Raw genomic sequence first — 24996 nt, forward strand, 5'->3', positions numbered from 1 at the left:
GGATGCAGCAGCGTCACAAAGAAGAACGGGAGCGCGTATTGGACAAGCCGAAGAAATCGGTCCGCCGCAAAACCAGTGGCGTGACGATCGACGAGGTGGCAGCCCTGGCCGGAGTGTCGCCGATGACGGTGTCGCGGGCGATCAACCAGGGCAAGGTGCGCGACGTCACCCGCGAGCGCGTGATGCGCGCAGTGCGTGAACTGGGCTATACGCCCAACCTCGCCGCCAGTTCGTTGGCCGCCGCGCAGCACACGCGTATTGCACTGATCTACACCGACCCCAGCGGTGCCTACCTGCGCGAACTGCTGGTCGGCCTGCTGCGGGTAGCGTCCAACGCTGCCATCCAGCTGGTCATCGACTACTGGGACGAGCCGGGCCCCGCCGCCCAGCGCAAGGCCGCGCGTGCCCTTGCCGGGCGGGTGGACGGCGTCATCCTGCCGCCGCCGCTGTGCGAATCGAAGCCCGTGGTGACCGAGCTGGTCAGGGCCGGTATCCCGGTGGTTGCGATCGCGCCAGGTCACCTTGGCAACGGCGTTTCCTGCGTGCGCATCGACGACTTCCACGCTGGCAGGGAACTGGCCGAACACCTGATCCAGCATGGTCACCGCCGCATCGGCTTCATCTGCGGGCGTACCGATCTCAGCGCGAGCGCGCGGCGCTATGACGGCTTTGTCAGCGCGCTGCACGACGCCGGGCTGGAGGTCGACCCCGCCCTGGTCGAACAGGGCGACTACACCTACCGCTCCGGGCTCGCCGCTGCTGAGAAGCTGCTGTGCCAGCCTCGGCCACCCACTGCGATCTTCGCCAGCAATGACGATATGGGCGCGGCGGCAATCTCCGTTGCCCACCGCCGTGGGCTGGAGGTACCCCGCGACCTGTCGGTGGTGGGCTTCGATGACAGCTCGGCGGCCACCACGGTCTGGCCTGAGCTCACCACCATCCATCAGCCGATCGCCTCGATGGCCGACGCGGCCATCGATATCCTGCTGCGCACCATCCGCCGCCGCACCGGCGGCGAGCGGGTGCTGATCGACCACGTGGTGCCGCACCGGCTGGTGGTGCGCGACTCGGTCGCACGCCCGCCTGGTTCCCGATAGCGCAGTGCGTGGCGTCACGGTCACGCGCCCGCGCAGCCGATGGTGGTCTCTGCTTCATTCAGAGCGCCCAGTGCGACACGTGACACCGACAGTGTCATCGCCCCCGCCGTTCCGATCGACCACGGGCGATCCAGCTTGCCGACATCCGCGCCAGCGGCCGCCAGGCACTTCAGCGGCACGCCCACGCGCGTCCATTGGCCCACCGGCAGCGTTGCCAGCGTCGGCGTGAGCGCAATGCGGGCCGAGCAGCCAGTGCCGCAGCCCACTGCCAACCATGCCTCGCCGCGGGGTGCAGACTCCACCCGCAGTGTGGTCAGCAGCATCAGGTCGCCGTTGCTTTCGCGCTGCAGGTCCAGCGCTGTGTGCGACTGCAGCGTGGCAACTGCCTCCGCCTTGCCCGACCATGCAAGGCGGCGACCGTCCTCCTGCGCCAGATGGTCCACGCCAGTGACCTTGAGCAGATCGCCCTCCAGGGCCTCCGGCACCTTGGTGACCGTGACGCCCTGCCCCGTGCCGTTCTGCAGGCGCAGGGCCATGCCTGAACCGACTTCGCCGCGCGCGAAGAACACGCCGGTGGCGCCTTCGTTGCCAGTCACGCCGGAGACTTCCGGCAGGGCTGCCAGATCGCCGTTGTCGGCGTAGGACAGTCCGAAGCCGAAAGCGAACTGCGGGTCGTAACCCTGCTGCCCCACGTTGTTGGCGTACTGCGTGGCCGTGCGCGGCCAGCTGAAGCTCAACCTGCCCTTGAAATCGTGCTGCACGCTGCCATCAGCCTTGCGCAGCAGAACGTCGGCAACGCCGGCACCTTCCGAGCCGGGCAGCCACGCTGCAACGAACGCATCCGCGGCGTTGATCTCGCGGTTGACCCACAGCGGGCGTCCGCTCAGGAACACGGCCACCACAGGGATGCCGTCGGCCTTCAGCCGTTTGATCAGGGCAAGATCCGCGTCATCGCCCGGCTTGTACGCCAGGGTCGGCAGATCGCCCTGGAACTCGGCGTACGGGCTCTCGCCGAATACCACCACGGCCACGTCCGGCTTCGTCACATATTTCCCATCGACGGCAAGCACTGCCTCGCCACCTGCGGCGGACGCCTGTTGGGCGATACCCTCGTAGATCGTGTCTGCGTTGGGGAAGTCCTTGCGCGTGGTGCCGGTTCCCTGCCAGTTCAACGTCCAGCCACCGGCCTGCTTGCCCACGTCGTTGGCACCATCACCGGCGACCAGGATGCGCTGGCGGGGGGACAACGGCAGTACACCGCCCTGGTTCTTCAGCATTACCAGTGATTCGCGCACGGCCTGCCGCGCGAGGGCGCGATGTTCCGGTGCACCGATCAGGGCGAACTGCCCGCCGACCGCGCGCGCGGATGGCTTGCCGGCCTCGAACAGACCCAGTCGCATCTTCACCCGCAGGATCCGGCGCACGGCTTCATCCAGCCGCTGCTGGCTGATGGTGCCGTTCTTCACTGCAGCCAGCGTGGTTTCGTAGAAGCCTTTCCAGCTGTCCGAGGCCATGGCCATGTCCAGCCCTGCATTGATGGTGGCCGGGCAATCGGTGGTCGTGCATCCCTTGACCTGTCCATGTCCGTTCCAGTCGCCCACCACGAACCCACCGAAGTGCATGCGGCCCTTCAACGCATCGGTCAGGTACTGCCTGTGACCATGCATTTTTTCGCCGTTGACGCTGTTGAAGGACGCCATGACGGTCTGTGCGCCTGCCGCGATCGCCGGTGGATACCCGGCCGCGTGGATGCGCACCAGGTCTGCTTCGCTGATCCGGGTGTCACCCTGGTCCTTGCCATCGGTGGTGCCGCCGTCGCCGAGGAAGTGCTTCACCGAAGCGATCACATGACGACCATCGAGGAACGCGGGCGTACCCACTTTGCCCTGCAGGCCTTCGACCATTGCACCGGCATAGCTGGCCACCACCTCGGGCGATTCGGAATAGCCCTCGTAAGTACGCCCCCAGCGGTCGTCCTGCGGTACCGCCACGGTCGGTGCGAATGCCCACTCCATGCCGGTCGCGCGGGTCTCCAGTGCGGTGACTTCGCCGATCCGGCGCAGCAGATCCGGGTTGCGGGCCGCGCCCAGGCCGATGTTGTGCGGGAACAGCGTCGCGCCGATGATGTTGCTCTGCCCGTGCACGGCATCAATGCCGAACAGCACCGGAATCGCTTTGCCACCGGCGGAGGTGTCCATCGACGCTGCGTAGAACGCATCGGCCAGCGCCAGCCATTCGGCCGGCGCGGCATCGTAACGGCCACCGGGATCGGAATTGCCGCCGGCCAGGACCGAGCCCAACCGATAGCGGCGCACGTCGTCGGGCGTGATGCTGGCGATATCGCCCTGCACCAGCTGGCCGACCTTTTCCTCCACCGTCAGGGTGGCCATCAGGTCGGTGATGCGCTTCTCCAGCGCGGGGTCCTCGGCCAACGGCCAGGCGACCTGCGGCCACGGATCCGCCGTCGCGGCCGCAGGTCCGGCAACCTTCTCATCCTTGCCGCAGGCCGTAAGTGCCAGCAGCAGCGTGGTCAGCAGCACGCCAGCATGGGCGCGGCCAACGTGTCGATGGGTCATTGCGTTCATCCTTGCATCTGCTCCAGTTCCTTGCCCTTGGTTTCGTGCACGTACCTGAGCACGAAGAACACCGAAATGACCGCTGCCACCAGGTAGATGCTGTACGTGGCTGCCAGCCCGGTGCCGGCCAGCAGGATGGGGAAGGTCACGGTAACGGCGAAGTTGGCGGTCCACTGCGCCGCACCGGCCACTGCCAGGCCCGAACCGCGGATCTGGTTGGGGAACATTTCGCCCAGCATCACCCACATCACCGGTCCCCACGAGATGTTGAAGAACACGACATAGGCATTGGCCGCCACCAGCGCCAGCGTGCCCATGCCTGCAGGCAGCTGCAGGTGCGTATCGACCAACGAGCCGCTGGCGAATGCCGCCACCAGCACCGCCAATGACACCGCCATGCCGGCCGAGCCCACCCACAACAACGGCTTGCGCCCGATGCGATCGATCAGCAGCACGGTGACGATGCACGCACCGATGCTGAGCGCACCGGACAGCACGTTGATCAGCAATGCGTCGTTCTCGGAGAAGCCGACGGCCTGCCAGAGCACGGCACCGTAGTAGAAGACCACGTTGATGCCGACCAGCTGCTGGAAGGTGGCCAGGCCGATACCCACCCAGACGATGGAGCGGATCCGGCCGGTGCTCTTGCTGCGCAGGTCAGACAGCCGCGGCCGATGGTGGTCGGTCGACAGCGAAGCGTCGATCTCGGCAAGCTTCGCCTGCGCCTCGGCACCGCCGTACAGCCGCGCAAGCACCTGCAGTGCCTCGTCCTTGCGGCGCTTCACCATCAGGTAGCGCGGGCTTTCCGGAATGGTCAGCAGCAATGCCAGGAACAGCAGCGAAGGCACGGCCTGCATCCAGAACATCCAGCGCCACGCCGCATAGCCGCCCCACAGCGCCTCGGTGGAGGCACCGGCGGTGGCCGCCAGCAGGTAGTTGGACAGGAACGCGACGGTCAGCCCGCTGATGATGGCGATCTGCTGGACCGTGGCGAGGCGGCCACGGTAGCGTGCCGGTGCCACTTCGGCGATGTAGGCCGGCGAGATCACGCTCGCGGCCCCCACCGCGAAGCCTCCCAACACCCGCGCGGCGACGAACATCACCGAGGACGATGCGGCGCCTGCGCCGATCGCCGACAGCAGGAACAGCACCGCCGAGACGATCAGCACATTGCGGCGACCGAGACGGTCGGCCAGGCGGCCGGCACTGAAGGCACCGACGGCACAGCCCAGCAGCATCGAGGCGATCTCGAACCCCTGCATCCACTCGCCGGACCTGAACGCCTGGTGCAGGCCGTCCTGGGTGCCGTTGATCACGCCGCTGTCGAACCCGAACAGGAATCCGCCAATCGTCGCCACCACGCTGATCAGTACGATCAATCGGGTGTTCTCTCCACCGCTCATTGCCTGCTGCATTGCCCTGCCCCTCCCCGGTTCGGTGTCATCGATGCGAGCCGTCGCGCTCAACGCAGCAGGTACTGGTTGATCAGGTTCTCGTAGCGCTCCTGCTTGCCGCTGATCTGCCGTGGCTCGCCGCCCTTGGCACCCAGCGCAGCCAGCTCTGCGAGGCTGAGCGCGCCGCGCGCGAAGTCATTGCCGGCACCACTGTCGAAGCTGGCGTAACGCTCTTGGCGCCACTGCTCCAGCGGCGAATCGTTCAGCAGTGCATGGGCCACTTCGAGCCCGCGGGCGAAGGCATCCATGCCGCCGACGTGGGCAATGAACAGATCTTCCAGGTCGGTCGATTCGCGGCGCACCTTGGCGTCGAAGTTCAAGCCGCCTTCCAGACCGCCCTGGCGCAGTACCACCAGCATCGCGCCCACGGTGTCGTACAGGTCGGTGGGGAACTGGTCGGTATCCCAGCCGTTCTGCGCGTTGCCGCGGTTGGCGTCGATGCTGCCGAGCAGGCCGTGGTCCGAGGCGACCTGCAGATCGTGTTCGAAGGTGTGGCCGGACAGCGTCGCGTGGTTCGCCTCGATGTTGAGCTTGAAGTCCTTGTCCAGGCCATGTTCCTTCAGGAACCCCACCACGGTGGCGCTGTCGAAGTCGTACTGGTGCTTCATCGGTTCCATCGGCTTGGGCTCGATCAGGAAGTTGCCCTTCAGGCCGATGCTGCGACCATGGTCGCGCGCCATGGTCAGGAACCGCGCCAGGTGGTCGACTTCGCGCTTCATCTGGGTATTGGCCAGCGCGGCATAGCCTTCGCGGCCGCCCCAGAACACGTAATGTTCGCCGCCCAGTTCAACGGTGGCCTCCAGCGCCGCCTTCACCTGCACGGCGGCACGCGCCACCACCGCAAAGTCCGGATTGGTGGACGCACCGTTCATGTAGCGCGGGTGCGAGAACAGGTTGGCCGTGCCCCACAGCAGTTTCATGCCGGTGGCATCCTGGCGCGCCTTGGCCAGGCCCACCATGTGCTTCAGGTTCTTTTCGTACTGCGTGACGTCGTCGGCGTCCGGCGCCAGGTCGATATCGTGGAAGCACCAGTACGGCACGCCCAGCTTGGTGAAGAACTCGAACGCTGCATCCACCTTCGCCTCGGCGGTTGCCATCGGCGAGCCGGTCTCCCAGGGGAAGTGACGGGTACCCGGGCCGAACGGATCATGCCCGGCGTTGCAGAAGGTGTGCCAGTAGCAGACCGCGAAGCGAAGATGCTCCTGCATGGTCTTGCCACCGATGACCTTGTCGGCGTCGTAGACCTTGAAGGCGAGCGGGTTGTCCGAGCCCCGTCCTTCGAAGGGAATGCGGCCGATGCCGGGGAAGTACTCCTTGGCGCCGATGAAGGGTTGCGTGCTCATGGTGCGTCTTCCTGTCGTTGTGCGAGGTGTCGCGGAAAGAGGAATCAGCCGCGATACAGCGGCGTGATGGCGTCGAGATGTCGAAGGAACCGGGCGTAGGCCGTGGCGTAGGCTTCGCTGCGCGAGGGGTCCGGGCGCGCGGACCGCAGCGGATCGAGCGCAACGTGCCGGTCGGTGATCGCGGCGATCGAGGTAGCGTCACCGCGCGCGTGAGCGACGGCCCACAGCGCCTGCAGGGCCGCACCGAACGCCGCGCCTTCGGGCTGGGTCGGTACGTCCACCGGCAGGCCGAACACATCGGCCACCAGTTGCCGCCACTGTCCGCTGTTGCTGCCGCCGCCGGTCAGCACGATGCGGTCGAACTGCATGCCCGCGCCGACGAATGCGTCGTAGCCAAACTTCAGGGCGTAGGTGGCCCCTTCCATGGCCGCGCGGTAGATGTGCGCCGGCGTCATGTTGGTCGTATCCAGGCCCGCCAGCACCCCTTTGCCCTGCGGCAGGTCCGGCGTGCGTTCGCCGTTGAGGAACGGCAGCATCACCAGCCCGTCGGCGCCGGGCGGCGTGGCGTGCAGGTGGCCGTCGCCATCGCGGCTGCTGAAACCGAAGGCATCGGCAACCTGCCCGGTCACCACGGTGCAGTTCATCGTGCAGATCAGTGGCAGCCAGCCGCCGGTCGACGAGCAGAACGCGGCCCACGCGCCGTTGGGATCGACCACGGGGGTATCCGAGAACGCAAACAGCGTGCCTGACGTGCCCAGGCTCATCGCCAGGCGACCAGGCACGACGCAGCCGGTGCCGATGGCCGCCATCATGTTGTCGCCACCGCCGACGGCCACCTTCACGGTGGGCGGAAGTCCCAATGCCACGGCGGCCTCAGGCGCAATGTCGAACACCTCATCGGGTGCAGCGATGCGCGGCAGGCAGCCGGCAAGATCGCGCTGCGGATCGGTCGCGTGCAGCAGCTCGTCCGACCAGGTGCGGGTGCGCACGTCCAGCCAGCCGGTGCCGGACGCGTCGCCGTACTCGCAGAAGCGTTGGCCGGTCAACACGAAATTGAGGTAATCGTGCGGCAACAGGATGGTGGCCAGCCGGGCGTAGGCGTCGGGCCGGTGCATCTTCGTCCACGGCAGCTTGGAGGCGGTGTAACCGGCAAGCACCGGGTTGCCGGCCAGTTCGATGGTGCGTGCGGCACCGCCAACCGCGGCCATGATCTGCACGCATTCGGCCGCGGTGCTGGTGTCGCACCACAGCTTGGCCGGTGCCAGGACCTTCCCTGCTGCATCGATCGGTACGAAGCCATGCTGCTGCCCGGAGACCGCAAGCGCGGCAATGCGCGAGCGCAGCGCCGGATCGATTGCGGCAAAGCAGCCCTGCAGCGCGGCGACCCAGTTGTCTGGGCGCTGTTCCCGGCTGCCATCGGCGGCGCTGGTCAGTTCCAGTGGCGCGCTGGCGCTGGCAACGAGGCTGCGTGCATCAGGATCGTAGACGACCACCTTCAGGCTCTGCGTACCGGCGTCGATTCCTGCAACCAATTCCATTTACTGCACCCCGTAATGATGTGAAGGTAGCGCTACCAATTCTGTGCAACAGCACACACTGCGGCTACGCCACGGCCCGCCCCGTTTGCCAGGCTCCCGGCGCAGCCCTGCAGTAGCGTTCGATGAAGTCCGCCTGCGACGGCATCTTCGCCACCGCTTCCTGCACCGGCTGCCGGAGTCGATGCAACAGCGTTCGCAGGTCCGCGTCGCTGATCGCGCGCGCAAGCGGATGCGGCGGTCCCGGCAGGATGCCCTGGCCCATCAGGACGCTGGTCCAGGAGTCGACCCGGAACAGCTCGCCGGGGTCCTGCCAGGCATGGGCCCGTTCGCGCCATGCGCGCAGGCGGACCTGCAGTGACTCGGGAAGCGCCATCTCGCGGCACGCCTTCCACATCGGCTCGTCGCGCTGGTTGGCGTGGTAGTGCAGGATGATGAAATCGCGTACATGCTCCATCTCCTGGCGGCTGACGTCGTTGTACAGCGCCACCAGCGAAGGGGTGATGCCCTCGGAAGGGAACAGCTGGATCAGGCGCACGACGGCGCTGATGGTCAGGTGGATGCTGGTCGATTCCAGCGGCTCGATGAAGCCACTGGCCAGCCCCAGTGCCACCACGTTGCGGTTCCAGGCCTGCAACCGGCGTCCGCTGCGGAACGGTACCAGCCAGGGATCGCGCAGGGGCCGTCCGTCGACATCACGGAGCAGCTTGGCCTGCGCCTCGTCATCGGACATGTGGCGGCTGGAGAACACCAGGCCGCAGCCGACCCGGTGCTGCAATGCGATATGCCAGCGCCATCCGGCCTCGTGCGCGATGGCACGGGTGTAGGGCACCGGCGGCGTAGCCGCGTCGGTCTGCACGGCAACGGCACGATCGCTGGGCAGCCATTCGTTCCAGTCTTCATAGCCGGTATGCAGTGTCTGCTCGGTCAACAGGCCACGGAAGCCGGTGCAGTCGATGAACAGATCGCCTTCGATGACCTGGCCGTCCTCCAGCAGCAGCGATGCAACCGAACCGTCATCGGCATGCTGGCGGACTTCCCGGATCTTGCCTTCCACCCGCCGCAGCCCGTTGGCTTCGGCCTTGCCGCGCAGGAAACGGGCGTAGAGCCCGGCGTCGAAATGGTAGGCGTAGTTGACCTGGGGCTGGGTCTGCAGCGAAAACCGGTCGGCTTGGGAAGCGACGCTTTCCAGGCAGAAGTCGCCCAGTTCCGAAGGCATGCCGCGACGCAGGCTGTCCAGCCAGAAATGATGGAACGGCGTGGCCCACGTGCCCTGCCCGATCGTGCCGAAGGGATGGATGAAACGCTCACCCGGGCGACGCCAGTTTTCGAACGAGATCGAGAGCTTGAACGTGCCGGCGACCGCCCGCATGAACTCCTGCTCATCGATCTGCAGGAAGCGGTGGAACGTGCGGATGGGCGGCACGGTGGATTCGCCCACACCGACGGTACCGATCTGCTCGGACTCTACCAGGGTGATGTCCAGCTGCTGGCGGAACTGGTGCGCCAGCGCGCAGCCGGCCAGCCAGCCGGCAGTGCCGCCACCGGCGATCACCACTCTCCGGATCCGCCCTCGTGTAGTGTCCGCAGCGTTCAATGCGATGCTCCCCATCAGCGGTTGAGTCGACCCAGCAGCTGCGCGCGCATGCGCCGCGCCTGCGTCTCGTCGAACGGTGCCAGCTCCCCCCGGGCGGCTTCGGGCAGGTGTTGCCCTGCCCGCTCGCCGGGACCAAACACGTAGTAATCGAAGATCCTTGCCCAGGCCTGTTTCTCGCGTGCCGGTAGATCACGCAGGGCCCACATCGCGTGCTGCAGCGCCGGCAGGGGCGAGCCCAGGAAGGCTGGCGCGCTGCGCCACCAGTAATTCACCAGCACGTTGAACGGTTCCAGGCTGCGCACGTGGTGCCACCACAGGCCCGGGATGAAGATGGCATCCCCGGGTTCAAGCGTGGCGGTCTGCGCGCTTGCCATGGCATCACGGAAGCGCGGATGGCGGTCGACGTCCGGGCGTTCGAAGTCCACCGTGCTGACCACCTGTCCTCCCGGGGTCGGCTCCATCGGCCCCGGGTAGAGGTTGTCGATCTGCTCCGGCGGAAACAGGGTGAAGCGGCGCCGGCCCACCGCACAGCACGCCAGGTTGTCGGGGACGTCGTAATGGCAGGAGGCCGTTACCCGGTTGCCGATCCAGATGCTGGCCGAGGCATCGATGCCCTGCCCCGACAGGCCGGCATCGTTGTGCTGCGCGAACCCGGGCAGCGCCCGTGCGATCAGCAGCGAAGCGACGTAGTAGGTGGGCGGGTTCGGCGAATCCAGATGATCGCCAATTGCGTCCAGCACCTCCGTCAGCACGCCACGCCGGACCTCGAAGTTCAAGCGGGTGAAGTCGGCGTTGTAGAACGGGCGCCCTTCGATCTCGGGGCCGCCGAAGGAATAGGGAACCGGCACGCCTGCGTCAAAGCCGCGAAGGTAGGCCATCGCCTCCTGCAGGGAACGTGCACCGGCCTGCACCAGCCCCCATCCGTTCGCGATGCCGCGCAGCACCACCGGTTCGCCGGCAGCCACCAGCGACTCCAGCGGCAGCGCCGTGGCATCGAGCCCTTCCAGGGTACGCATCGGGAGGCCGTCCAGCACCGGTCAGTTCCTGCCTGCCGCAGCAGCGGCATCATGCGCCCGCAGTCGCCGCTGCTTCTCGGCGATGAGGCGGCGCATGTTGTGCAGTGACGCCAGCATCAGATAGGCGCCTTCCAGATAGCCGGCGCGGTTGAGCGCGGCCAGCGCGGCACCGTCCAGCTGCGCCAGCCGATCACGGTCGATCGCGTGCAGGCCGTTGACACCGACCCGATGCTCCGGATCGATCCGCACGTCCAGCGTGACCGGTTGGATCAGCCCGTTCGCATCGAGGGCGGCGAACATCTCCGCGGCAAACGCATGGCCATCGTGAATGCCGCGCAGCACGCCGGCGACGTGTTCGAGATAAGGCGAGTTCCCTCCTTGCGGCAGGAACACCGGCTCCCCCTGCATCGCGCTCACGCGCGGATGGTCCAGATCCACATGCAGCACGGCCTCCCGGGTGAGCGCGCCATCAACGTGGTTCTCCTGGAAGCCGATCAGGAATGGCCCCTTGGCGGCCGCACCGGGCAGGTACGCCGCATTCCAGCGGCCGCCCTGCAGGAACAGGTTCTCGTGCTGCTCGAAGCCCAGCAGAGCCACCGACTGCCAGCCACCGGTGTCGGCATCCCTGCGCAGGAAGATCGGGTACTCCCGCTGCAGCTCTGCAAACTCACTCGGGTACGCTGGCACCATGCCGACCGCATCGCCGAACTCCGGCCCGAAGCCGGTGGCAACGCGAAGATCGCGGTGGGCAACGTTGTTGAGCATTTCGTAACGCGGCATGGACGTGTCCCGTTCGGTCAGATGCCTTCAACCGGTGCAGCTGCCGTGGCAGCTGCACCCCCTACGGTTCAGAACTTGTAGCGCACGCCGAGCATATACCGCGGACTCTGGTCGGCCAGCTTGACGATCATCTGCGAGGTGCGCGAGCGCCAGCGGACATCCTCACCGGTCAGGTTGATCGCCTCCAGGCCGAACGACCAGTGATCATCCAGGGTGTAGTTCACGCTGAGATCCCACTGCTCATACGCCTCCACATAGTACGGATTGCGGCTGGCACCCTGGTTGGCCAGGATCAGGTACTGGTCGCGCCAGTTCCAGGCAAGGCGTACCGACCAGCCGTATTTCTCATACATCAGCACGGCATTGGCGGTGTCGCTCAGGCCGGTGAGTGAGAACTGGTCGATGCCCGGATCGCCGGCATTGTTGAAGCCCACATCACCGTCGACCAGGGTGTAGTTGGCCAGAATGCCAAAGCCGGTATCGCCGAAGAAGTACTGTCCACCCAGCTCCCAGCCGTGCAGCTTGGCCTTGTTCTGGTTGATGGGACGGTTGACGTTGAACTGGTAGAGCGGATCGGCAGCGGTGCCGTAAAGATCGTAGGCTGCCTCGGTGGCCAGCACCTGGGCGTCGGTGCCGTTGTAGGCGGCCAGCCCGGCCGGATTGTTGCGCAGCAGGGCCAGGGCGGTGAACAGCGAGGTGTCATTGGCCGAGCACGCCGCCGCGTTGGCAGCGCCCACCTGGGTGACGCAGGCACCGCTGTTGAGGAATGCCAGGGCCGCCTGCGCGTCCGGACCGGAGGTAGGATCGCGCAGGCCGTACAGATTTTCCTGGACAATGGTGTTGCCAACGAAGTTGTCGACCGATTTGTTCCAGTAGGTCAGCGACAGGTAGCTCGCGTCGGCGAAGTACCACTCCAGTGCCAGGTCCAGGTTGTCCGATTCCAACGGTTTCAGCTGCGGGTTCTGTGCAGTGCCGCTGGCCCGCGAGGACGGGTCGATCAGGACCGAGCCGAACGGCTGCTGGGCCGTCGGGCCGGCATACAGGTTGCCGATCGGCGCGCGTGCGATGCTCTTGCCGAACGAGACACGTCCCTTCAGGTCCTCGCGAAGATCGATGCTGAAATCGAGGTTGGGCAGGATGTAGCTGTAGTTGCTCTTCTCGGTGAACGGCTGCTGCTCGTCGGACAACACCACACGGAAGTCGTTGTTGGACTGCCACTCGATCGCTTCCGGGATGGCGATGTTCGAGGTGGAGACAACGTCCGTCGTTTCATAGCGCACACCCAGTCGGGTATTGGTACGCATCCCGCCCAGCTCGCCATCCAGCTCAACCTGGAAGTAGGCCGACTTCGTCTTCTCTTCCACCAGGTTGTCGGCGGCGCGCTTGGGGCTCACGCCGAGGCCCACGCCATACTCGTTTGCCGCCCACTGCGCGAGGCGGCCGGCGTCGCCGCGCCATGCGGTCCAGCTGCTGGCACTGTAATCATCAAACAGACCGACGATGTTGACCGGCTGCATCAGGTCCATCAGCCCGCCGGCCGTGTCACGGTTGACGTTGGCTACGCCCCAGTCACCCAGTGTCGAATAGGCCTCTTCGGCCTGGATGCGATGGGTGGTGGACTTGCTGCTGTCCACGCCGAACTGGAAGCGACCGCTGTCGAAGATCCACTCGCCATCCACGCGGCCCTGCTTGATCTCGCTGATCTGGGTCTGCGAGTTGACGCGCAGCACCTGGCTGCCGATCTCGCCCGGCACGAAGCCCGGGTTGACCACGCCGTTGGTATTGGCGGCCGCATCGGCGTTGGATGGGAACCAGACCTGGGTGCCGATCGGCAGGCCGTTGTTGAAGTTCAGCTCCTGCACCCATGAGCCGCCACAATGCGGGCCGGTGGTGCAGTTGTTGGTGCCGGCGATGCTCATGAAGATGGAGCCACCGCCAGTGAGCGGGTCGTTCGGGCGGCTTTCGTTCTTCGAATTGTGCGCATCGAAGGTCAGCTTGAAGCGGTCGGTCACGTTCCATGCCGCATTGAAGCCCAGCGACCCCAGCTTATACTTCTGCATGCTGCGCTGCTGCTCAAGGCCGAAGTCCTTGGTGCCGGCGATCTCGCGGATGTAGGTTGGGGTCGCTACCGCGCCACTGGTGTCGAATTCGACGTCGGTGTAATTGCTGTTCTGCAGCCACATGCCCTGCTCGCCACGATTCTCGGTGATCTCGTTGGTCGAATAGGTGTAGTCCAGGGTCAGGGTCACCGCATCGGTCGGCGCGAACTGCAGCACCGCCTGGCCGTTGATGCGCTCACGTTCGAACTCGGAGAACGCATAGCGCAGGTCATTGGGCCGGGCGTACAGCGCGCCCACCGCCGGTGCATTGACTACCCTCGGGTTGCCCGGCATGGTGCCGGTCCAGGGCTGCACATTCCAGTAGTTCTCGGTGGCCTGCACCGAGCCGCCCTTGCGCTTCTGGTAGCTGGCGCTCACGCCCACGCCGAAGGTCTTTTCCGGATTGGTGTAGCTGAAGATGCCGGACAGCTCCGGTGTCAGGTCGTCACCGAATGGCTGGCTGCGGTCGGAGACAGCTTTCGCGCCGGCACTGGCGACGATGCCCTCATGGTCGAACGGCCGCGAGGTAAGGATGTTGATGGTGGCACCGATGCCACCGCTGGGGACATTGGCCTGGCTGGTCTTGTAGACCTCGATGCCGTTGATGGCTTCGGCAGCCAGCTGGGCGAAGTTGAAGGCGCGGGTACCGCCGTCGACACCACCGATGGCGACCTGCCCGGACGCACCGAATGCATCGGCGCCGGGCATCTGGCGCCCATTGAGCGTCACCATGTTGAACTGAGGGCCGAAGCCACGCGCCGTCACCTGTGCACCTTCACCGTCACGTCGTTCGATCGAGATGCCGGTGATGCGCTGCAGGGACTCTGCCAGGTTGGTGTCGGGGAACTTGCCGATGTCCTCCGCACTGATCACATCCACCACGCCGGCCGAGTCGCGCTTGATGTCCATCGCCTGGCTGAGGCTGTTGCGGATGCCGGTGACCTGCACGGTATCCAGCTGTTTCGGACTGGGCGGGTTCTGCTGCTGGGCGACAGGCGCGGCGGGTGACGTCTCCTGTGCGAATGCGGGATTGATGACCAGGACCCCACCGACAAAGGTGAACATGGCCCTGGAGGTGAACTTCGCCAGCGTCCGGCTCATCGATGAGCCCTCCGGCCTGGGGTACGACGGAACGAAAAAGCGCTCATGACTCTCCCCTCTGACATACGATCGAATGGATGTACCGCCCCTCCTGGGGGCACGCACGGGCGATGCCCGTCTTCCACACCGAACATCGCAGTGCGCTTTGCACCCACTGCGACTCACACTCGCTTTCAGACCTGCCGGAACAGCCGCGCGGTAAAGGGGGGGGGCATCCGCTGGCCTTACACCGGTCCAGTGGTAGCGCTACCATCGCGTCAGGGCGCAGACTACTCACCCGCAATCGCGCTTGTCATCATGCAGCGCAGCAAAGGGAATCGACACTTGAAGAACGGCCACAAAGCGGTCCGCCGGAAAGCGAGCGCCATCACCATCGATGACGTCGCTGCGCATGCAGGCGTTTCCGCCATGACGGTGTCGCGCGTCATCAACGGCCATGCCGGGGTACGCGAGGGCAACCGCGAACGCGTCCTGCGCAGCGTGCACGCACTGGACTACCGGCCCAACCTCGCCGCATCCGCACTGGCCGCCGCGCAGCGCACGTGCATCGCCTTGATCTACACCAATCCCAGCTCCAGCTACCTGCGCGAACTGCTGGTCGGCGCACTGCGCGGGTCCACGCGGTCGGCGGCACAGCTGGTGATCGCTGCATGGGATGAACTGGGCGCCCAGGCACGTCGCGAGGCGGCACGGCAACTTTCCACCACCGTGGCAGGGGTGATTCTTCCGCCGCCCCTGTGTGAGTCAAAGGACATCGTCGATGTATTCGTCAATGCCGGCATTCCCGCGGTCTCCATCGCGTCCAGCCGCTTCAGCGACAGGATTTCCTGCGTGCGCATCGACGACCGCCAGGCCAGCCATGACATGGTGGCGCATCTGGTCTCCCGTGGGCATACCCGCATCGGTTACATCAAGGGCGATCCGAACCAGACAGCCAGTGCGCATCGCTGGCAGGGCTACCGGGATGCCCTGGCCGAAGCTGGTATCGTCTACGACGGCGCGCTCGTCCAACCGGGCTACTTCACCTACCGGTCTGGACTGGAGGCTGCCGAGCAGCTGCTGACGCTGCAGCCGCCACCCAGCGCGATCTTCGCCAGCAACGATGACATGGCATCGGCGGTCGTTTCCGTGGCGCATCGTCGCGGCCTGCAGGTACCGGGCGATCTTTCGGTAGTAGGGTTCGATGACACATCCGCTTCGACGATGGTGTGGCCGGAGCTGACCACGATCCATCAGCCGGTAGCGGAAATGGCCGACAACGCGATGGACATCCTGTTGCGGGCGATCCGTCACTCCGCCTCGCCGGGACGCGCGACGGTCAATCACGTACTCGCGCACCGGTTGATCACGCGCGCTTCGGTATCGACACCGCAGCGGCCCTCTGCACTGCGGGCATCGCCGATTGCAACGCGGCAATCCGCTGACGCCGATGGGCGCGGCGGCTGAAGCACCGCCCCGGGCCCGGTTGCCCTACAGCCGCCGCATCATCAGCTGGGCTGAGCCTGGGCACAGTCCACTGAACTGCGTCGACGCAGCGATGAATCCAGGCGCTGCATCGCGCGCGACGCGCTCATAGCCAAGCTGCCCGAAGAACGGCGCTGATGTGGTCGTGAGAAGGAACACCGTCCTGCCGCCCGCCGCTCTGGCATGCCGCTCCAGTTCCTCAACCAGGTGCCGCCCCAGACCCCTGCCCTGCGACATCGGCCGGATAGCCAGCGAACGCAGGAGCACCACATCCCGGCTCGATTCGTAGCCCACACAGCCGAGCAGCTCTCCATCCAACGTCGCTGCCAGAAGGATGATTGGCCTGCCTGCACGCAGATCCTCCGTTGGCAGGCCGCTGGCCTCCAGCAGGGCCAGCACATCGGCAGACAACGTTGTCTCCATCACGCGCATGCGGCAGCCCTCTCTTCGTTCCGGCCCGGCGACCTGCAGCGGCAGCAAGCGCTCATCGCGCTCTCTGCGCGGCGTGGGCGCGGTCGCTGCTGGACGCCGCGTGTTGGCAGGGAAGCGCGGTCTGAAGCGCTTCGATGACCAGAGATGCGGCATCCTGCTGCAGTCGTTCGGCAGGCAACTGCCGGATGTGCGAAGCCACCCGGTCGACCAGTTCATGGGGAAGGATCTGCCCCTGGCCGCACCACTGCCCTCGGCCTGCGTCCGCAATACCCTGGATATAGGCGCTCGCGCGGGCGCTCGACAGGTCCCGGCACTGATCACTGCTGCAGAATCCGCTTTCGCCCTTGCCCTGCAGGAGCCTGGCCAGCTCTGCTCCGCTCACGAACCACGTGCGCGCAGCCGGTGCCGTCTCGGCCAGCGCGGACTCCGCCAACAGGCAGAGGCAGAGCACAAGGGCGGCGGGCACGCAGCGCGCTCTCCTGCCGACCGGATCCCTGCGGATGCCCGTGTCTGTCATCTAGTTCTCCTGGGCAGCATGGCCGCGCTCCTGGATACGGTCCAACTGATTGCGTGGAGTGAACTGCGGGTCGTCCGCTCCCTCCAGCATGAGCTCGACCATTGCATCGAAGGTTGCAGCGGTCTCGCCAGACTGCGCAGGCGTCATGAAGCCGGAATCGCCCTTGCCGGCGAGGTGGACCGCAGCAACCGTCTCCCGCTCGCCATCCTCGGCCCACAGGTAGTCGTGCACCAGTGCCTCGCCGTGCTCGCCAGGCTCAAGGAAATCGGCGGCGCCGCGCGCCATGGCCAGAAACACGACCAGGTCATGGAGGTTCTCGGAATACGTCAGTGACCCTGCAACGAAGTACGCCCCTGCCTGATCGTAGGCCGCAAGCTTGATGTTCTCCGCCTGCGCGGATTGCAGGATCGCGGCCAACGCTGCGCGATTGTCCGCATGCCGGGCCAGCATTGCATTGCAATCGGCGAGGAATTCACCCAGCTCCACATCACTGGACGCAGCCAGATCGGCGCCGCCGGGCAGGCGCCACCGGCCGGCGATCGATCGCCAGTCCTTCCACCTCGATGCCGCAGGCACCGGCGCGGCCAACCAGCGTGCAAGACGCTCGCGTGGCAGCCGCAGCCTGAGCAGGGCCGAATAGGGTTCGGACATGGCTCGCATCCATTCTCTGATCTTCGACAGCGAGGCTTGTACCAAACAACGTCAGCCAATCCAACTGCCGCAACCGGGCACGTGCTGTTAACGCTTCCGCATTATGCTGACTGCCTCATTGGATTTCCGCGAGGCGCGCCCCTTGACCAAGCTGCATACCCTGATGATCGCCTGCTGCCTGTCTGCCTTCAGCCCATTGGCCCTGGCTGAATCCGTGAATCTCACTAACAGCGCTGACGGCGCCAACCGCGAGGCCGGCATTGCTGCGCTCAAGAAGAAGTTGCAGGACGCCTGCACCGATCGCAAAGGTTCGCCCGACGCGGCGTCGTTCGAAGTGGTCTTTGAGAAGACCAGCGACAACCCGAACGTACCGAAGCCGTATTACGTGGACGGCAGGATGAAGTGCGAGTTGCCGGGGTAAGCGCGCGATGCCACCGGCGGCCGTGCCTGCATTACCCCCGCGGCGGCTGCGCGCCGCCCGGGGCCCGTGCCGGAATCCCTAGCGACGCAGGGCGTCGATGATCACGCCGGTGGCGATCTCCACCAGCAGGTATTCCGTATCCGACTGCCGCACCCAGCGCTGACCGCGGCCGGGGTCGCGCAGACGGTAATGCGCGTAGTCGTCCACCCAGTAGCGCCGGTCAACCTCGGCCCAAGGCAAGCGGTCACCGCGGCGCCATGCCTTTTTCTGCCAGCCCGGCGGGGGTGCGTCGCGGTTGTGCGGGCCGCCTGCATGGGGCGGCGGTCCGTTGCCCCGTGCATGATGCGGCGGATCGGCCCAGGCAGGCGCAGCAACCAGGGTCACTGCCGCCCCCAGGGCAATGCCAAGCAAACGTCCGGTTTTCATGGGGATACTCCCGGTCCAGCCGCGGTATGCGGCGTTGTGGCCCGGAATATAGAGCAGCGCCTGTGAATGAATCCGTGCGCCCGGGCCGGACCCGATGGGCGTCCGCAAGCCCGCAGTCAGCAATGCAGCTCCCTCACCCTCGAACCTGGGTAGGATTCAGGCCCAGTCGCCTGCGCAGCAATCGCCTGAGCGTCGCAGAATCGCCCAAGCCCACCTGCGCGGTCACCTCTTCCACCGAAAGCCCGCCACTTTCCAGCAGCACCCGCGCCCGGTTCAAGCGCACCGACTGGATCAACTGCTGCGGCCCGTAGCCGAGCACCTTGTTCACTTGGCGGTTGAGGGTGCGTGTGGACATGTTGGCCCGCGCGGCAAGCGTGCCCACGGTGACTGGTTCCGGGAGCGTCTCTGCGATGTGGCGGGTCAACAGCGCAATCAGGTTGTTCTCGGGCACCATCATCGCCGGCGACATATACAGCGACTGCAGGCGACGCTGCTCGACCAGCAGCGCCTGGCCCAGCATGGCCGTGAGTTGCTCGCCGAAGCGCTGGCGCAGCACGTAAAGCACCAGGTCCATGTGTGCCATCGCGGCGCCGGCGGTGATCAGCGGACCATCCGCATGCACCATCCGGCCAGGCTCCACACGGGTAGTGGGCGCCACGCGCCGCAGCGCAGGGGCCAACCACCACGTTGTGGTCACGCAGCGTCCCTCCAGCAATCCGGCTGCGTTGAGCAGAAACACGGACGAACAGGAGCCTGCAATCGTGCCGCCCGCTCTTGCATGGCGGCGCAGCGCAGCGAGCAAGGGTGGAATGTCCGGCTGGCGCAGGCGAGCTTCCAGCTGGCAGGCATCGTCGATGTCCAGGCCCGGCAGGATCCAGCATTCGTGCGCAGAGGAGCGCGCAGGCAGCTTGTCCACCTGCAGGTGCAGGCCGTTGCCAAGCGGGATGCTTCCTGGCTTCACCGCGCAGACCCGCCAACGCGGCGGTGCAACCCCGACCCGGCACGCCAGCTTGGCCGCAGTGGTCAGAAGATCAAGGGTGAGGGTGACGCTGGAGGCAAAGGGGGCCTGTGGCGCCACCAGGGTGAAATCATGCATTGGCTGATTCTGCGCGATTGTTGGCAAATCGGCCACTTCAGGCCCGCGCCGCAGCACGATTGAATGAGCGCTCCCTCACCCACGAGCGCTATCCATGCCCACCATCCTCATCAAGACACCCGCCGACGCACTGACCGCTCTTCAGCGCGAGCGGATGATCGCCGCGGTGAATACCGCTGCAACGCAATGCAGCGGCCTGGGGCCTGATCCCCGCCAACGCAGCCTGTGCTGGGTGATTGCCGAGGAGGTGCCGGCCGGCTTCTGGCGCTGTGGCGGCAGTGCCGACTTCCTCCACGTCATTCCGTGCCTGGTCCACGTCCTCGCACCCGCCGGCGTACTCGACGAACAGCACCGGTCCCGTTACGCGGCGGTTGTGCACCAGGCCATTCTGGAATCGCTGGCTCTGCCGGATACGCAGCGGCTGGCTGCTTCGATCATGGTGAGCGATGTCACCGATGGCACGTGGGGGCCCAACGGCCAGCTGTGGACATTGCCGCAGTTCGTGGAGGCCGCGGGGTATTCCCATCTGCAAGCGCCGGAGAACCGCTGACGCCGCAAGCCCTTGTCAGCAGACTGCGCCAACGATCATGTTCAATCACCCGATGGTCGCTGGCAGTAGCGGGCAAATTCCTGAAGAAAGGCCTCCGCCGGTCCGCGATTGATCGGCTGCCTTACGGCATCGGCAATGGCCTCCGGCTCCATCTTCATGAAGGGGAAGCGCAGGAACAGTTCTTCGTTGAAGCGGGAGCTGATGGTCGACAGCACAAGCCGCAGAGCCGCGAGCATGTCGTCGCCGCGATGGGATGCGTGCACCAGCGCGATGGGCTTTGCAATCACAAGGTCGCCCGATACGAGCCAATCGATGGCGTTCTTCAGGCCGCCCGGAACGCCTCGAGCGTACTCGGGGCTTGAAATCAGAATGCCATCGCTGGCTTCAATGCAGCGCTTGAAGTGCACAACGCTGTCAGGCAAGGGCAGATCTTCAAGATCGGGAGAAAAAACGGGCAGTCCGCCGAGGTCGGCGTAGGTATTCAGTGCGATATCCGGTGGCGCGATTTCTTCCAGCGCCCTCAGCAATGCGGTGTTGGTGGACAGCCGGCGAGCGCTACCGGATAGGGCAAGGATCTTCATCCCGGCACGCTATCACAGGCACCTGCCGCCGTGTCCGGCAATGACCCGCAGCGCGCCCTTGCACGTGGCAAACTAGCGGTGGTCGTTCAACGTCCATTGATCATGCACGGATGCGCATAGCCCATGACACGTCTGCTCATCATTGAAGACAACCCCGAGCTGGTTGCAAATCTCTACGCCTTCTTCGAGCCACTGGGCTACGTGCTTGACGATGCGCGGGATGGTGCCACCGGCCTGCGCAGGGCAACGCAGAACGATTACGACGCCATTCTGCTTGACCTGATGCTGCCCCGCCTCGATGGCATGGCACTGTGCCAGACGCTCCGTCAGGAGTTCCAGAACCCGGTGCCGATCCTGATGCTGACCGCCCGTGATCCGGTGGAGGACCGCGTGCAGGGGCTCGCGTTGGGTGCGGATGACTACCTGGTCAAGCCCTTCTCCCTGAAGGAGCTGGATGCGCGCATCAAGGCGCTGGTCCGCCGCGCCCAGGGCCGGCAGGTCCAGAGTGTGCTGGACTGGGGCGATCTGCGCGTCGACACCCGTTCACCGCAGGCGTGGCGCCAGGGCCACCCCCTCAATCTGACCCCGACAACGCACAAGCTGCTGATGTGCCTGGTGCGGGCTGCCCCCGCGGTGGTGCGCAAGCAGGAGATGGAATACCTGATCTGGGGCGACGAGCCGCCTGAGAGCGGTGCACTGCGCACGCACATCCATGAGCTGCGCCTGCAGGTGGACAGGCCGTTCAACCCTGCACTCATTGCCACGGTGCACAGCGTTGGCTGGCGGCTGGACAGGCCGACACTGGCACCTGCGGAGTAGCCCATGCCGTTGACTACCCGCTCGCTGAGGTCGCTCTATCGAAGCATGACACTGAGAACGCGCATCACGGTGTCGTTCGTGCTGCTGATGGCCGGTGCCATGGGCTTCATCGTGCTGGTCGAACTGGTGGACTACGACGAGGTAAGAGCCTCCGTCGTTTCGATGACCCAGGACCGCGAGGTCCATCGGCTGCAGGCCGCACTGGCCAGTGGCGCGCAACCGGAACTGGCAAAGGGCAGCCAGCTGTATGACGCGCGCTCGGCTCCTCAGGTGCTGCGCAGGTACGGGCCGGGCTACCACGGTGAAGAAGGCCCGAACGAATGGCATCTGCGGGTCTTCGAAAGCGACGGACAGCGCTACTACCTGCTGCAGGATGGCGAGCACTATGCCTACCTGGAGCATCTGATCAACGCCTTCGCGGCGCTGGTCATTCTCACCTGCGTGCTCTGCGCGTTCTGGATCGGCCGCCGAACCGCAACCCATGTCATCGCGCCCATCACCCGTCTGGCCGAGGCGGTGCAGAACAAGCACAAGCCCTTCCCCTACCAGGATGCGCGCGATGAGATAGGTGTGCTGGCGCGCGCTTTTGCCCAGCACAGCGACGAGCTTGAGCAGTTCCTGCAACGCGAACAGTGCTTTGCAGGCGATGCCAGTCATGAGCTGCGCACGCCCTTGGCGATCATCGGTGGCGCGGCCGAGACACTGGTGCACCAGCTGCCCGCCGACAGCCATCTGGTCGCCAGCGCCGATCGCATCATGCGCACCACCCAGGAAATGCAGCGGCAGTTGACCTGCCTTCTGCTGCTTTCGCGTGACCCCAGGACGGTGCCGCGCAGCGTCGTGCCTGTGCGGGCGCTGATCGAGGAATGCAGGGAGCGATGTGCGCCGTGGCTTTCGGGAAAGCCGGTGCGCTTGGTTCTGGATGCGCCGCAGGACCAGCAGGTGCTGACCACTCCAGAGCTGGCCCGTAGTGTGATCTGGAACCTGCTGCGCAATGCCTGCCAGTACACCGACGAGGGCGAAGTACGGGTCGAACTGCGGGGCAACATACTGCGCATCGCCGATACCGGCCCGGGGTTGCCGCCCAGCATCGACGCGCAGCAGTTCCAGCGTTTCATGCCCAGTGCCCGGCAGAGCGGTGAAGGCCTGGGCCTGTCCATCGTGCAGCGTGCGGTCGAGCACATGGGGTGGCAGATGACAGTCGAGACATCGGCGCAAGGCTGCCGATTCACCCTGCAGATGCTCCCAGCCGCGCGCGGCACCTGACAGCTTCCTGACACAGGCCTGCACATCCTTGCCGGATTTCCACGTGAAGGCAGGACAGAAATGCAGCCAGGGCACCCCAATGGCAACGGCAAGTACTCGCACGGAAAGACCGGCCTGCGCCGCGTCTTCCATACCCTGATCCATTCGCGCGATGGCTTCATCGCCACCTTCCGCGGAGAGGCCGCCTTCCGCCAGCTGCTGTTGCTGCATGGCGCACTGGCGGTCGTGGCCTTCCTGCTGGAGGTCAGCCGAAGCGAGCGCGCCCTGATGCTGATGGTCTGCTTCATCAGCCTGATGGTGGAACTGCTCAACTCGGCCATCGAAGCAGTGGTCGACCGCATCTCGTTGGAACATCACCCGCTCTCCAAGAACGCCAAGGACATGGGAAGTGCGGCGCAGACCACGGCGCTGTTGATGGTCGCTACGGTATGGGCCGTGGTTCTGCTGGGCTGAGCACGAAAGCTGACAACTTCCTGATAAACGCATCCAGATACTGCGCGCACTTCTCGTACAACGGATTGTGCACGTGCGTCCATGCTTCAGACTTTCCCCTCATCATCCGATCGTGCTTGTGTGGTGCACCGCGTTGTTCTTCGCCACGCTGGGAAACATCGCCCTCTGGAAAACACTGTGGTCCGTCATGGACATCCATGACCTGCGCAGCACCCTGTTCTTCTTCAGCCTGCCGGTGCTGCTGTTCTGCCTGTTCAATCTGCTGTTCACGCCGATCGGCATCCTTCCCTATGTACGCAAGCCGGTACTGGCGCTCCTGATTCTCATCAGTGCCGCGTGCAGCTACTTCATGCTTCATTACGGCGTGCTGATCGACCGCGACATGGTGCAGAACGCGCTGGAGACCAACCAGGCCGAGATGACGTCCTATCTCTCAGTCCCGCTGCTGCTGACAGTGCTGTTGTTGGGCGCCCTGCCCTCGTGTGTGCTGCTGGTGATGCGCAGTGGAAATGGCGGTCGCCCCTTGCGGGCGGCCCTGGTATGGCTGGGAAATGTGCTGGCGACATTGATGGTGCTTGCGGCGGTGACGTTTGCGTTCTACAAGGAGTACTCGTCGCTGCTGCGCAACAATCGCTACATCCGTGAACAGGTGCTGCCGCTGAATGTGGTCCGCCACACCTATGGTTATCTCAGGAGCAGCTACAGCGCCAAGGCGCAGCCATTGCGGGCTGTCGGCGAGGATGCCACCCGCATCGTCGGAAAACGGCCCCGCCTGGTGGTCGTGGTGGCTGGCGAGACGGCACGAGCACAGAACTTCCAGCTCAACGGCTACCCACGCCCGACCAATCCGTATCTGTCACGCAAAGACAACGTCATCAGCTTCGGCGACGTTTCCTCCTGCGGTACCGCAACGGCCGTGTCGCTGCCCTGCATGTTTTCGCAGATGACGCGGTCGCAGTACGACGGAGTCGCTGCGGCATCGGAAGAGAACGTGCTCGACATCCTGCAGCGCACCGGTGTCAGCGTGCTTTGGCGCGACAACAACAATGGCGGTTGCAAGGGCGTGTGCGAGCGCGTGCCCACCGATGACATGCCTCCGCTGAAAGTGCCTGGATTGTGTGTCAACCGGGATGGCACCTGCCATGACGAAATCCTGCTGCACCAGCTGGGCGCACGCATCGAGGCGATGCCGGGTGACGGGCTGATCGTGCTACATCAGCTGGGCAGCCATGGGCCCACGTACTTTGAACGCTATCCGGCCGATGCCAGGACATTCAGCCCCACCTGCGACAGCAACCAGATCCAGAAATGCAGCAATGAAGCGCTGGTCAACACCTACGACAATACGCTGGTCTATACCGACCGACTGCTGGGCAAGGCCATCGACCTCCTGCAGACCTACGCGGACCAGCGCGATGTAGCCCTGATCTATGTGTCCGACCATGGCGAGTCGCTTGGCGAGCACGGCCTGTATCTGCACGGGACGCCCTACTTCATCGCGCCACGGGAGCAGACCCAGGTGCCGCTGGTGATGTGGTTCTCTCCCGCCTTCGCGACCCATGCACGACTTGAGGTTGCCTGCCTGCGTCATGCTGCGGGCACCAGATCCTACAGCCACGACAATCTCTTCCACTCCCTGCTGGGGCTGTTCGATATCAGCAGCGGAGTTTACGAGCCGGGCCTGGATGTGTTCGCGGGCTGCCGCCTACCCTAGCGTGGTCG

At 65.4% G+C, this 24996-nt stretch carries 22 protein-coding genes; 8 read left to right on the forward strand and 14 right to left on the reverse strand.

The features are described 5' to 3' along the window. The first annotated feature begins 38 nt into the window (after nucleotides 1-38). Nucleotides 39-1097: a LacI family DNA-binding transcriptional regulator gene (locus CR919_RS01295; protein WP_099818467.1), complete on the forward strand. Its 1059-nt coding sequence runs from the start codon at nucleotides 39-41 to the stop codon at nucleotides 1095-1097. A 20-nt stretch (nucleotides 1098-1117) separates the two neighbouring features. Here the strand turns inward: CR919_RS01295 and CR919_RS01300 are convergent, their stop codons facing one another. The 8 genes from CR919_RS01300 to CR919_RS01335 form a co-directional block, all read right to left on the reverse strand. Further along, entirely contained in the window at nucleotides 1118-3682 is a 2565-nt protein-coding gene (locus CR919_RS01300; protein ID WP_099818468.1) for an exo 1,3/1,4-beta-D-glucan glucohydrolase, read from the reverse strand. Continuing rightward, nucleotides 3679-5088 carry a sugar porter family MFS transporter gene (locus tag CR919_RS01305; protein ID WP_099818469.1) on the reverse strand — a complete coding sequence of 470 codons (1410 nt, stop codon included), beginning with the start codon at nucleotides 5086-5088 and terminating at the stop codon, nucleotides 3679-3681. Before CR919_RS01305 ends, CR919_RS01300 begins: the two co-directional genes overlap by 4 nt. A gap of 47 nt (nucleotides 5089-5135) precedes the next feature. After that, on the reverse strand, nucleotides 5136-6470 hold the full coding sequence (gene xylA, locus CR919_RS01310) for a xylose isomerase (protein ID WP_099818470.1): 1335 nt from the start codon (nucleotides 6468-6470) through the stop codon (nucleotides 5136-5138). A gap of 44 nt (nucleotides 6471-6514) precedes the next feature. After that, nucleotides 6515-8008, reverse strand: coding sequence for a xylulokinase (gene xylB, locus CR919_RS01315; RefSeq protein ID WP_099818471.1), 1494 nt, complete (start codon nucleotides 8006-8008; stop codon nucleotides 6515-6517). A 64-nt stretch (nucleotides 8009-8072) separates the two neighbouring features. Next, a complete protein-coding gene (locus CR919_RS01320) occupies nucleotides 8073-9617 on the reverse strand; it encodes a tryptophan halogenase family protein (protein ID WP_099818472.1) in 1545 nt (514 codons plus the stop codon). Then, nucleotides 9617-10636 (reverse strand): cupin-like domain-containing protein, encoded by a 1020-nt coding sequence (locus CR919_RS01325; protein ID WP_207761003.1) that lies wholly within the window; start codon nucleotides 10634-10636, stop codon nucleotides 9617-9619. Before CR919_RS01325 ends, CR919_RS01320 begins: the two co-directional genes overlap by 1 nt. Nucleotides 10637-10639: 3 nt before the next feature. Then, complete coding sequence (locus tag CR919_RS01330) at nucleotides 10640-11398, reverse strand: SapC family protein (protein ID WP_099818473.1); 759 nt, start codon at nucleotides 11396-11398, stop codon at nucleotides 10640-10642. Nucleotides 11399-11466: 68 nt separating this feature from the next. After that, the gene (locus CR919_RS01335) at nucleotides 11467-14598 is read right to left on the reverse strand and encodes a TonB-dependent receptor (protein ID WP_099818474.1); all 3132 of its coding nucleotides are present in this window, start codon (nucleotides 14596-14598) and stop codon (nucleotides 11467-11469) included. Between the two features lie 408 nt (nucleotides 14599-15006). Between CR919_RS01335 and CR919_RS01340 the strand changes: the two genes are divergently transcribed. Next, nucleotides 15007-16044 carry a LacI family DNA-binding transcriptional regulator gene (locus CR919_RS01340; RefSeq protein ID WP_243379790.1) on the forward strand — a complete coding sequence of 346 codons (1038 nt, stop codon included), beginning with the start codon at nucleotides 15007-15009 and terminating at the stop codon, nucleotides 16042-16044. 24 nt (nucleotides 16045-16068) lie between these two features. On the opposite strand, the gene arsN2 is transcribed toward CR919_RS01340, so the two are convergent. The 3 genes from arsN2 to CR919_RS01355 are packed head-to-tail and all read right to left on the reverse strand — an operon-like array spanning nucleotide 16069 to nucleotide 17662. Continuing rightward, nucleotides 16069-16542 (reverse strand): arsenic resistance N-acetyltransferase ArsN2, encoded by a 474-nt coding sequence (gene arsN2 / locus CR919_RS01345; RefSeq protein WP_165787223.1) that lies wholly within the window; start codon nucleotides 16540-16542, stop codon nucleotides 16069-16071. 4 nt (nucleotides 16543-16546) lie between these two features. Next, on the reverse strand, nucleotides 16547-17011 hold the full coding sequence (locus tag CR919_RS01350; RefSeq protein WP_165787224.1) for a Rap1a/Tai family immunity protein: 465 nt from the start codon (nucleotides 17009-17011) through the stop codon (nucleotides 16547-16549). Continuing rightward, the gene (locus CR919_RS01355; protein WP_099818477.1) at nucleotides 17012-17662 is read right to left on the reverse strand and encodes a hypothetical protein; all 651 of its coding nucleotides are present in this window, start codon (nucleotides 17660-17662) and stop codon (nucleotides 17012-17014) included. 142 nt (nucleotides 17663-17804) lie between these two features. On the opposite strand from CR919_RS01355, the gene CR919_RS01360 reads away from it, so the two are divergent. Then, a complete protein-coding gene (locus tag CR919_RS01360) occupies nucleotides 17805-18083 on the forward strand; it encodes a hypothetical protein (RefSeq protein WP_099818776.1) in 279 nt (92 codons plus the stop codon). Nucleotides 18084-18161: 78 nt separating this feature from the next. On the opposite strand, the gene CR919_RS01365 is transcribed toward CR919_RS01360, so the two are convergent. Together CR919_RS01365 and CR919_RS01370 are read right to left on the reverse strand one after the other, a co-directional pair. Next, complete coding sequence (locus CR919_RS01365) at nucleotides 18162-18509, reverse strand: RcnB family protein (RefSeq protein WP_025877128.1); 348 nt, start codon at nucleotides 18507-18509, stop codon at nucleotides 18162-18164. 133 nt (nucleotides 18510-18642) lie between these two features. Beyond that, entirely contained in the window at nucleotides 18643-19662 is a 1020-nt protein-coding gene (locus tag CR919_RS01370; protein WP_207761004.1) for a helix-turn-helix domain-containing protein, read from the reverse strand. A 37-nt stretch (nucleotides 19663-19699) separates the two neighbouring features. Here CR919_RS01370 and CR919_RS01375 point away from each other — a divergent pair, with 37 nt between their 5' ends. Further along, complete coding sequence (locus CR919_RS01375; RefSeq protein ID WP_099818479.1) at nucleotides 19700-20155, forward strand: tautomerase; 456 nt, start codon at nucleotides 19700-19702, stop codon at nucleotides 20153-20155. 41 nt (nucleotides 20156-20196) lie between these two features. On the opposite strand, the gene CR919_RS01380 is transcribed toward CR919_RS01375, so the two are convergent. Next, nucleotides 20197-20736 (reverse strand): NADPH-dependent FMN reductase, encoded by a 540-nt coding sequence (locus CR919_RS01380; protein ID WP_099818480.1) that lies wholly within the window; start codon nucleotides 20734-20736, stop codon nucleotides 20197-20199. A gap of 123 nt (nucleotides 20737-20859) precedes the next feature. Between CR919_RS01380 and CR919_RS01385 the strand changes: the two genes are divergently transcribed. The 4 genes from CR919_RS01385 to CR919_RS01400 all read left to right on the forward strand — a co-directional run bounded on the left by CR919_RS01385 (nucleotide 20860) and on the right by CR919_RS01400 (nucleotide 24988). Further along, nucleotides 20860-21555 (forward strand): response regulator transcription factor, encoded by a 696-nt coding sequence (locus CR919_RS01385; RefSeq protein WP_099818481.1) that lies wholly within the window; start codon nucleotides 20860-20862, stop codon nucleotides 21553-21555. 45 nt (nucleotides 21556-21600) lie between these two features. Continuing rightward, entirely contained in the window at nucleotides 21601-22821 is a 1221-nt protein-coding gene (locus CR919_RS01390; protein WP_099818482.1) for a HAMP domain-containing sensor histidine kinase, read from the forward strand. A 60-nt stretch (nucleotides 22822-22881) separates the two neighbouring features. Next, nucleotides 22882-23274, forward strand: a complete 393-nt coding sequence (locus CR919_RS01395; RefSeq protein ID WP_099818483.1) for a diacylglycerol kinase — start codon at nucleotides 22882-22884, stop codon at nucleotides 23272-23274. 133 nt (nucleotides 23275-23407) lie between these two features. Then, entirely contained in the window at nucleotides 23408-24988 is a 1581-nt protein-coding gene (locus CR919_RS01400) for a phosphoethanolamine--lipid A transferase (protein WP_243379793.1), read from the forward strand. Nucleotides 24989-24996 lie beyond the last annotated feature (8 nt).

This window comes from Stenotrophomonas sp. LMG 10879, assembly GCF_002750935.1.
Lineage (GTDB): Bacteria > Pseudomonadota > Gammaproteobacteria > Xanthomonadales > Xanthomonadaceae > Stenotrophomonas > Stenotrophomonas lactitubi_B.